At 71.1% G+C, this 8,190-nt stretch carries 6 protein-coding genes and 1 pseudogene; 6 read left to right on the top strand and 1 reads right to left on the bottom strand.

Features of this window, described 5'->3' with window-relative positions; genetic code table 11:
* The 5 genes and pseudogenes from AB8Z36_RS23870 to obgE all read left to right on the top strand — a co-directional run.
* Positions 1-603: pseudogene (locus AB8Z36_RS23870) on the top strand (Rne/Rng family ribonuclease); the annotation flags it as partial.
* Positions 604-826: 223 nt separating this feature from the next.
* Positions 827-2,173 carry a phospholipase D-like domain-containing protein gene (locus tag AB8Z36_RS23865; protein ID WP_369215417.1) on the top strand — a complete coding sequence of 449 codons (1,347 nt, stop codon included), beginning with the start codon at positions 827-829 and terminating at the stop codon, positions 2,171-2,173.
* A 210-nt stretch (positions 2,174-2,383) separates the two neighbouring features.
* On the top strand, positions 2,384-2,704 hold the full coding sequence (gene rplU / locus AB8Z36_RS23860) for a 50S ribosomal protein L21 (RefSeq protein ID WP_055566950.1): 321 nt from the start codon (positions 2,384-2,386) through the stop codon (positions 2,702-2,704).
* 14 nt (positions 2,705-2,718) lie between these two features.
* Complete coding sequence (rpmA, locus tag AB8Z36_RS23855) at positions 2,719-2,973, top strand: 50S ribosomal protein L27 (protein ID WP_062773847.1); 255 nt, start codon at positions 2,719-2,721, stop codon at positions 2,971-2,973.
* 162 nt (positions 2,974-3,135) lie between these two features.
* Entirely contained in the window at positions 3,136-4,575 is a 1,440-nt protein-coding gene (gene obgE / locus AB8Z36_RS23850; protein WP_369215416.1) for a GTPase ObgE, read from the top strand.
* A 127-nt stretch (positions 4,576-4,702) separates the two neighbouring features.
* Here obgE and AB8Z36_RS23845 read toward each other — a convergent pair whose 3' ends face one another.
* Positions 4,703-6,793 (bottom strand): hypothetical protein, encoded by a 2,091-nt coding sequence (locus AB8Z36_RS23845; RefSeq protein ID WP_369215415.1) that lies wholly within the window; start codon positions 6,791-6,793, stop codon positions 4,703-4,705.
* A 290-nt stretch (positions 6,794-7,083) separates the two neighbouring features.
* On the opposite strand from AB8Z36_RS23845, the gene proB reads away from it, so the two are divergent.
* The coding region (proB, locus tag AB8Z36_RS23840; RefSeq protein ID WP_369215414.1) for a glutamate 5-kinase at positions 7,084-8,190 on the top strand (1,107 nt) is incomplete at its 3' end.

Here is an 8,190-nt window from a genome sequence, read left to right as displayed (position 1 = left end):
GCCCCCGAGGCTCCTGAGGCGCCCGCCGTGGACGACGCCGCGCCGAAGGGCCGCACGCGCCGCCGTGCCGTCCGCAAGGCGACGTCGCCCGCCGGTTCGCCGAAGGCCGCCGAGAGCGAGCCGGAGGCCGCCGAGGTGGTCGTGGCTCCCGCGCCGAAGGCCGAGCCGGAGGCGGAGCCCGCCGCCGAGCCCGTCGCCGAGGCGCCCGCGCCCGCCGCCGACGCCGCTCCGGCCCGTCCGCGCCGCCGTGCGGTGCGCAAGGCCACGTCGCCGACCGCGTCCGAGGAGGCGGCCGTCGTGGTCGTCCCCGCGGCGGAGAAGCCGCAGGCCTCCGAGGGGCCGCAGGCCGCCGCGGAGCCGCAGGCGGCCCAGGAGCCCGCGGCGGAGGCCGAGGCCCCCGCTCCGGCCAAGAAGACGGCGCGCAAGGCGGCCAAGAAGGCGCCCGCGAAGAAGGCGCCCGCGAAGACGGCGGCCAAGAAGACCGCCGCCAAGAAGACGGCCGCCAAGAAGACGACGGCCAAGAAGGCGACGAAGGCGACCGCCAAGAAGACGGCGGCCGCCGAGCAGAAGGCGTCCTCCGTCTCCGCCTCCAGCGAGGGCTGACACCCGCCGCGACCTGTGCCCCCCTGCCCGGCCCCGAGGCCGGACAGGGGGGCACGGCCGCGTCCGGAGCCCCGCCGTGCCCGCTGCTCGAAAGCGTGAACTAGGTACCCCTGGCCTTGGAGCGCGCGTGGCCACCTGTAAAACTCATGTGGTCTGACGAATGAACAGAGGCGTGGGCACGCGGTTGGGGAGACCGCGTCCCGGTCTCGGGGGAGGGATGAAGATGGCGCAAGTGCGCCTGCGTGGCACGGGACGCCACCGTGCGGTGAAACCGGTCAAGGGCGGCCGCCAGGCGGTGGCCCTGGCCACGGTCCTCTCGGCGGCGGGCATCCAGGCCGCGGGCTCCGTGGGCACCGCGGCCGCCGAGACGGGGCCGACCTGGACGGAGGGGCCGATCTTCAACGATCCGAAGGGCACCCTCGACCAGCAGTACGCGGTCCGCAGCCGGCTCGTGGAGCTGACCGAGTCCGCGGTGAAGGGCTCGACGATCAAGGTCGCGGTGTACCACGTGTGGGAGGCCACGATCGTCGACGCGCTGGTGAACGCCAAGAAGCGCGGCGTCAACGTACAGATCCTGCTGGACGAGACCAGCAAGAGCGACCGCCCGACGAACACCTCGTACAGCCAGCTCAAGGCGGCGCTCGGGACGAGCACGAGCAAGTCGTCCTTCGTGGCGCTCTGCCCGACGGGGAAGTCGTGCCTGGGCGACCCGCGGTACGGCAAATCGATCATGCACAACAAGTTCTGGCTGTTCTCCGAGGTCAAGGGCGCCAAGGACGTCGTCGTGCAGACCACGTCGAACTCGACCCCGTCGGCGCACACGAAGTTCTACAACGACGCGCTGCTGCTCCCGGACAACCCCGCGATGTATGACGCGTACGCCGAGTACTTCACGGACATGCTGGGCAAGCGCTGGCAGGACTGGGACTACCGCACGGTCAGCAGCGGGCGCTACAAGTCGTACTTCTTCCCGCGCAACGGCTCGGTCAACGAGACCGACACCATGTACTCCGTCCTGAACAACGTGAAGTGCACGTACAAGGACACCGCCGGTGTGACGCAGCACACCAAGGTCCGGGCCGCCATCTTCAAGATCACGCGGAAGCAGATCGCCGACAAGCTCGTCTCGCTGAAGAAGGCGGGCTGCACGGTCAGCATCCTGTACGCGGAGACGGACAGCGCCAAGAGCCAGGGCGGCACCCCCGGCACCTGGGAGCAGCTCCACAAGTCGGGCGGCCCCACGGTGCGCTGCTTCAACGACGACCGGGACCCCTCGCGCCCCGGCTCCCGGCTCACGACGCCGTACATCATCCACTCGAAGTACCTGCTCATCGACGGTATGTACGACGGCAAGCGGAACAAGGTCTCCTTCACCGGCTCGCAGAACTACACGGCCCCCGCGCTGCGCGAGAACGACGAGGCGATCGTGAAGATCGACGACGACTCGGTGCACGACACCTACCGCTCGCACTTCGACCGGACACGGGCCGTGGCCTGGCCGGGCAGTGCCGACAAGACCGACCTGTGCAAGGGCGTCAAGCCGCTGCCGCCGGACGGTGAGCCCACGTGAGCGGGGGTGCGGGGCCGGTTTGACCCTTCCGGGTCGGCCCCGTAACCTTGACCGTCGGCGTGTTCCTATGCACTGCCACCCCCTGTAAACCTTTTTCCTCCCGAAGCCGTGGCACCGTGCCGTGAGCACTGTTCCGGGCCCGGGAGAGGCCGCCCGCTCCGTGGGCGGCTGGACTGCGGGGGCACCGTTCCGAGCGAGAGAGAGATCCGCGTGTACGCCATCGTGCGCAGCGGTGGTCGCCAGCACAAGGTTGCTGTCGACGACATCGTTGAGGTTGACAAGATTTCCACTGCCAAGGTTGGCGACACGGTCGAGCTCTCGACCCTGCTCGTTGTCGACGGCGACGCCGTGACCAGCGACCCGTGGGTCCTGGCCGGCATCAAGGTCCAGGCCGAGGTTGTGGACCACCACAAGGGCGCGAAGATCGACATCCTTCGCTACAAGAACAAGACCGGCTACCGCCGTCGTCAGGGTCACCGTCAGCAGTACACGGCGATCAAGATCACCGGTATCCCCACGGCTGCGAAGTAAGGGACTGAGACAAGATGGCACACAAGAAGGGCGCATCGTCCACTCGGAACGGTCGCGACTCCAATGCTCAGCGGCTCGGCGTGAAGCGCTTCGGCGGTCAGGTCGTCAACGCCGGTGAGATCCTGGTCCGCCAGCGCGGCACCCACTTCCACCCGGGCTCGGGCGTCGGCCGCGGCAAGGACGACACCCTGTTCGCGCTGGACGCCGGTTCGGTGGAGTTCGGTACCCACCGTGGCCGCAAGGTCGTGAACATCGTTCCGGTCGCCTGAGTCCGTCTTACCGACTGACTTAGCGCTCGATCGTCGAGCGAGTTCTGCGAGGGCGGACCTCTCTTCCCGATTTCGGGAAGCGGGTCCGCCTTTCGCGTGTTTTAGATGAACACGCCAGATAGACACACCCCGCAGTAAGCAATTCCCAGGAGGCACCCCGCTATGACCACCTTCGTGGACCGCGTCGAGCTGCACGCCGCCGCGGGTAACGGAGGCCACGGCTGTGCCTCCGTCCACCGTGAGAAGTTCAAGCCGCTCGGCGGCCCGGACGGCGGCAACGGCGGCCGTGGCGGTGACGTCATCCTGGTCGTCGACCAGGACGTCACGACGCTGCTCGACTACCACCACAGCCCGCACCGCAAGGCCACCAACGGCCAGCCCGGCGCCGGCGACAACCGCTCCGGCAAGGACGGCCAGGACCTCGTCCTGCCCGTGCCCGACGGCACCGTCGTCCTCGACAGGGACGGCAACGTCCTCGCGGACCTCGTCGGCCAGGGCACCACGTTCGTCGCGGGCCAGGGCGGCCGCGGCGGCCTCGGCAACGCGGCGCTGGCCTCGGCCCGCCGCAAGGCCCCCGGCTTCGCCCTCCTCGGCGAGCCCGGCGAGGCCCGGGACGTCGTCCTCGAACTCAAGACGGTCGCCGACGTCGCCCTGGTGGGCTACCCGAGCGCGGGCAAGTCCTCGCTGATCTCCGTGCTGAGCGCGGCCAAGCCGAAGATCGCCGACTACCCCTTCACCACCCTCGTGCCCAACCTGGGCGTGGTGACCGCGGGCTCGACCGTCTACACCGTCGCCGACGTGCCCGGCCTCATCCCGGGCGCCAGCCAGGGCCGCGGCCTCGGCCTGGAGTTCCTGCGCCACGTCGAGCGGTGCAGCGTCCTCGTCCACGTGCTCGACACGGCGACCCTGGAGTCCGACCGCGACCCCGTCTCCGACCTCGACGTCATCGAGGCCGAGCTGCGGGAGTACGGCGCGGGCCTGGAGAACCGGCCGCGCCTCGTCGTCCTGAACAAGATCGACGTGCCGGACGGCCAGGACCTCGCCGACCTGGTCAGGCCCGACCTGGAGGAGCGCGGCTACCGCGTCTTCGAGGTGTCGGCCGTGGCGCACAAGGGCCTCAAGGAGCTGTCCTTCGCCCTGGCCGAGCTGGTCGCGGGCGCGCGTGCCGCGAAGCCGAAGGAGGAGGCGACCCGGATCGTCATCCGGCCCAAGGCCGTCGACGACAGCGGCTTCACGGTCACCCGTGAGGAGGACGGCATCTACCGCGTGCGCGGTGAGAAGCCGGAGCGCTGGGTGCGCCAGACCGACTTCAACAACGACGAGGCCGTCGGCTATCTCGCCGACCGCCTCAACCGCCTCGGCGTCGAGGACGAGCTGATGAAGGCGGGCGCGCGCAGCGGCGACGGCGTCGCGATCGGCCCCGAGGAGAACGCGGTCGTCTTCGACTGGGAGCCGACGATGATGGCCGGTGCCGAGATGCTGGGCCGCCGGGGCGAGGACCACCGCCTGGAGGCCCCGCGCCCCGCCGCCCAGCGCCGCCGCGACCGCGAGGCGGAGCGGGACGACGCACAGCGCGCGTACGACGACTTCGAGCCCTTCTAGGCGAAGGGCCGCCCGCCCCGGGTGAGGGGCCGCCCGCGAGGCTCCTCGCGGGCGGGACGCGGAACCGTACGTACGAAGAGGGCCCCCGGAGCACGAAGCTCCGGGGGCCCTCTTCGCGTGCGTACGGCTACGCGGTGACCGAGTCCTCCGCGCCCGGTGACTCCGCCGGGTCCTGTTCCGTCTCCTCCGCGGCCTCCTCGGCGACCCGCTGGCCGGGGATGTCCGCGTCGATGCGGGAGGCCATGCGGGCCCGCCGGGCGTCGGCCTGGGCGCACAGGGCGAGGGCCGCCGCGTTGAAGCGGACCAGGGACGGCGGGTCGGAGGGGCCCAGGAGGTGCTCCTTGAGCTCCGCACGGGCCTCCGCGCGGTTGTCGAGCTCCGGATCGCGCACGGACTGGAGCAGGGCCGCCACGCCGTCCGCCTCGGGCGCGAGGATGGTCCCCGCCGACGCGGTCGGGAAGCTGGCGCGGAACTCGGCCTCGGTCATGCCCGCCGTGTTGGCGACGGCGTACGGCTTCTCGCTGCTCAGCCAGTCCGAGACCACCGAGGAGACGTCACTGATCAGCAGGTCGGCCTGGTTGAAGCAGGAGAAGATCGCCGGGCGCGCCGACGTGATGATCTGGTGCTCCCACTCGGGGAAGGACGCCCAGAACGCGGCTTCCCAGGCGGCCGTCGCCTCGGCCACCACGGCCTGCTGGTCGCCGTCGGGCGAGCCCTGGAGCATCATCCGCTCCTGCTCGTCCGCGCTCTTGCGGAACGAGGTCGCCGTCAGCTCGTCCAGCGCGGCGGTGCGCCGGGCCAGCTCGGCGGCGGCCTCGGGGCCGGGGCGGTCGCCCGAGCGCTTGGTGTTGGCCGCGAGGATCATCGCCTTGATGCGCTCGTTGGCGGCGCCCGCGCGCGGGTCCTGCGAGCCGGTCATCGGGTGCGGCTTGTACAGCAGGCGCACGGCCGGGTCGGCGAGCAGCTCGCGCACGATGTTCTCGCCCGCCAGGACGACGGAGGTGTTGCCGGGGTTGCCGTCCCAGCCCTCCCAGGTGGGGGCGTACAGAACGGTCGTGTACGGGCCCGTGGGGGCGCCCGAGTACGGCTTGATCGGGGAGAGCTGCGGGCGGCCCACCTCGACGACGTCCTTGTCGTCCACGCCGATGTCCGCGAGCTGGTAGCGGTCGCGGGCCGCGGGGCCCGCCACCCACACCTGGTCGTACGCCTTGGCGTACGGGTTGCAGGAGGACAGCTTGTCGCTCTCGCCGTGGTTGATGAAGGCGTGCTTGATCGTCGGGATGCGCAGGACCTGGGAGGTCTTCGCGGCGTTCGCCGGGTGCAGCATCATCTTCAGCGTCGACGTCTCCAGGGAGAACATCGTCGCGACCTTCGGGAAGCAGATGACCGGGACGTCCGTCGCGTCGATCTTCTGCACCATGAACCGCTCACGCAGCACGATCAGCGGCTTGCCGTCGAGCTGGGAGAGGGTCGAGAGCCACATGTTGGCCTGGTACGCGGAGGTGGTGCCGCCCGAGAAGTACATGGCGACGGTCGGCTTGTACTCGGCCAGCCACGTGTCGAGCCACTCGATGACCTTCTCGTCGTTCTTCGCCCGCTTCTTCGGCAGCAGCCAGGTGCCGAGGTAGAGCGCGCCACCGCCGATCAGGATGATCGACACGCCGAGGCCGATGCCGCCCCAGAGGGCGTCGGCGGTGGCCGCGGTGGTCAGCAGACCGGCCGTGCCGGGCACCGAGAACGTGAGCAGGCGGTGGGCCTGGCGGCGGGAGAGGATGCGCGGCGGCGCGGCCGTCAGGTGCAGGGCCGAGGTGTCGATGTTGCGCGTGACGATCGGCAGCGACCGCGTACGCCGTACGAGGACGGCGAGGGCCTGGCAGACGAAGTGCAGCGCGTAGAAGGCGAGCAGCGTGATGGTCAGCGGCGACTGCTCGGCCAGCGGCTCGATGCCGTCTATGCGCAGCAGACCGACCAGGATCAGCATGTCGCGCAGGAGCTGGCGGACCGTGACGTCGAACCGGATCTTGCCGAGCAGCGACAGGAGACCCGGCTGCTTGTACTGCAGATAGATGTCGAGCGCGAGGTTCGCGGCGGCCGCGGCGACGAACACCGGGACGGAGGGGAGCAGTGCGCTCACGAGCTGGGCCGTGAAGAGCGCGAACATCGCGAACAGCGCTGACAGCTGCACGATGCGTCGGGGGACGAGTCCGGCAGAGGGCACGGGCGTGGGCTCCCGGCGGGGGATGGAGAGGGAATGGGGGGAAGTCGACCACTGACCGTATGACGCGCGGTGGCTCCGTAGCAATCTTCCGTGACAACAATCACCGGAAACAGGGGCAGACGAGACTGAACCCGAGGGCCGTTTTCCCCCTCGTCACTCCTTCGGCGGTGGTGCTCCCCCGGACGCTCACGTAGATTGCTTCTCCGGCACATTCCGGACCGCCGATCGGGGGACCGGAGCACCAGGATCATTTGGGGAAGAGCGTGGCAGCGGCAGCGGCAAGGCAGTCGGTGGCAGAGGCCCAGCGGGTCGTCGTCAAGGTCGGGTCCTCGTCCCTGACCACCGCGGCGGGGGGCCTGGACGCGGACCGCGTCGACGCGCTCGTCGACGTGCTGGCCAAGAGCAGAGGGGCCGGGCGCGGAGCGGCCGGGGCGCGCGAGATCGTCCTGGTCTCCTCCGGCGCCATCGCGGCGGGCCTCGCCCCGCTCGGCCTCGCCAGGCGCCCCAAGGACCTGGCCCGCCAGCAGGCCGCGGCGAGCGTCGGCCAGGGACTGCTCGTGGCCCGCTACACCGCCTCCTTCGCGCGCTACGGCGTACGCGTCGGCCAGGTGCTCCTCACCTCCGACGACATGGCGCGCCGCGCCCACCACCGCAACGCCTCGCGCACCCTGGACCAGCTCCTGGCCATGGGCGCGCTGCCGGTGGTGAACGAGAACGACACGGTGGCGACCGACGAGATCCGCTTCGGGGACAACGACCGCCTCGCTGCCCTGGTCGCCCACCTCGTCCGCGCCGACCTCCTCGTCCTCCTGTCCGACGTGGACGGCCTCTACGACGGCGACCCCGCGAAGCCCGGCACCTCCAGGATCTCCGAGGTCGCGGGGCCCGCCGACATCGCGCACGTCCAGATCGGCAGCGCGGGCAGGGCGGGGGTCGGCACCGGCGGCATGGTCACCAAGGTCGAGGCGGCGCGGATCGCCGCGGCGGCGGGCATCCCGGTCGTCCTGACCTCGGCGAGCCAGGCGGGCGACGCCCTCGCGGGCCGCGCCACGGGCACCTACTTCCACCGCACGGGCCGCCGCTCCGCCGACCGGCTCCTCTGGCTCCAGCACGCCTCGGCGCCGCAGGGCGCGCTCACGCTCGACGACGGGGCCGTGCGCGCGGTCGTCGAGGGGCGCAAATCGCTCCTCCCCGCGGGCATCGCGGCCGTCGAGGGCGACTTCTCCGCGGGGGACCCGGTGGAGCTGCGGGACGCCGGGGGGCGGTCCATCGCGCGCGGCCTGGTGAACTTCGACGCCAAGGAGCTGCCGCAGCTCCTCGGGCGCTCGAMSYKCGACCWSGCCCGCGAACTCGGACCCGGCTACGAACGGGAGGTCGTGCACCGGGACGACCTGGTC

Source organism: Streptomyces flavofungini, assembly GCF_041028215.1.
Lineage (GTDB): Bacteria > Actinomycetota > Actinomycetes > Streptomycetales > Streptomycetaceae > Streptomyces > Streptomyces flavofungini_B.
Note: the sequence above shows the minus strand (reverse complement) of the source record. Positions and strands in the feature narration are given on the sequence as shown.

What these genes read in the sequence shown, in the direction of transcription:
- AB8Z36_RS23865 (WP_369215417.1), top strand. Translation starts at nt 827, where the DNA reads ATGGCGCAAGTGCGCCTGCGTGGCACGGGACGCCACCGTGCGGTGAAA.
- rpmA (WP_062773847.1), top strand. Translation starts at nt 2,719, where the DNA reads ATGGCACACAAGAAGGGCGCATCGTCCACTCGGAACGGTCGCGACTCC.
- obgE (WP_369215416.1), top strand. Translation starts at nt 3,136, where the DNA reads ATGACCACCTTCGTGGACCGCGTCGAGCTGCACGCCGCCGCGGGTAAC.